We start from the raw sequence: 1,034 nt of genomic DNA, 5'->3' as shown, positions 1-1,034 counted from the left end.
GATTATCGCTACACCCCGGATCCGGACGCTGCGCCGTTCATGCAGGAATTCCAGGTCGACACCGGTGGTAAAGACCTGATGGTGCTGGACGTGCTGGCCCTGATCAAAGAGCAGGACGAAGGTTTCTCCTATCGTCGCTCTTGCCGTGAAGGCGTCTGCGGTTCCGACGGCATGAACATCAACGGCAAAAACGGTCTGGCCTGTGTCACGCCGCTGTCTGCTGTTGTAAAAGGTAACAAGTTGATCGTTCGTCCTCTGCCAGGTTTGCCGGTTATCCGTGACCTGGTCGTCGATATGAGCATCTTCTACAAGCAATACGAAAAGGTTAAGCCATTCCTGCAGAACGACACGCCGGCTCCGGCCATCGAGCGTCTGGCTTCGCTGGATGACCCGTTCAGCGTATTCCGCTGCCGCGGGATCATGAACTGCGTCAGCGTATGTCCGAAAGGCTTGAACCCGACTAAGGCCATCGGTCACATACGTAACATGCTGCTGCAAAACGGCGTGTGATTCAGCTGTTGTACCCGTAGGACCGCTGTACCCGTAGAGGCTAAGGCGCGGGCTTCAACCCGCGTCGTAGCTATAACCAGAGCAGCAGCTTACAAAGCTGCGGCTCTTATTTTGAAGAAATGAGACAAGCAGGGGCATCCGGGCCGGTACCCGGACTATCAGCGTGATCCTAAGTGGCTTGTTTTGGTCGCTGCACTCGGACTTCTGCAAGCGTGCTCGGTGTCTTCGCCGATGGTGTTCCCCTAACCGAGGGTGACCAAGCATGCAAGAAAGCGTGATGCAGCGCATGTGGAGCAGCGGCTATCTTTCAGGTGGTAACGCGGCCTATGTGGAAGAGCTTTATGAGCTCTACCTGCACGACCCTAACGCTGTGCCAGAAGAGTGGCGCACCAAATTTCAGACGTTGCCCGCTGACGGCAACGCTGCCACCGATCACGATGTGGGTCAGGTCTGGCCGTTTACCGAGGACCCGTTGCAAGGTATCGGTGATTTCGGCGATGACCTGGGCTTTCTGTTCCTTGGTG

Annotated in this window: 1 protein-coding gene and 1 pseudogene; both read left to right on the top strand. The window is 56.3% G+C overall.

Features of this window, described 5'->3' with window-relative positions; all coding sequences use genetic code 11:
* The coding region (locus tag ACIPIN_RS03380) for a 2Fe-2S iron-sulfur cluster-binding protein (protein ID WP_401115278.1) at positions 1–510 on the top strand (510 nt) is incomplete at its 5' end.
* 262 nt (positions 511–772) lie between these two features.
* Positions 773–943: pseudogene (locus tag ACIPIN_RS03375) on the top strand (hypothetical protein); the annotation flags it as partial.
* Positions 944–1,034: the final 91 nt, after the last annotated feature.

The organism is Pseudomonas sp. NPDC087697 (assembly GCF_044743155.1).
Classification (GTDB): Bacteria; Pseudomonadota; Gammaproteobacteria; order Pseudomonadales; family Pseudomonadaceae; genus Aquipseudomonas.
The sequence above is the reverse complement of the archived record's forward strand: the minus strand, read 5'-3'. Positions and strand labels throughout refer to the sequence as shown.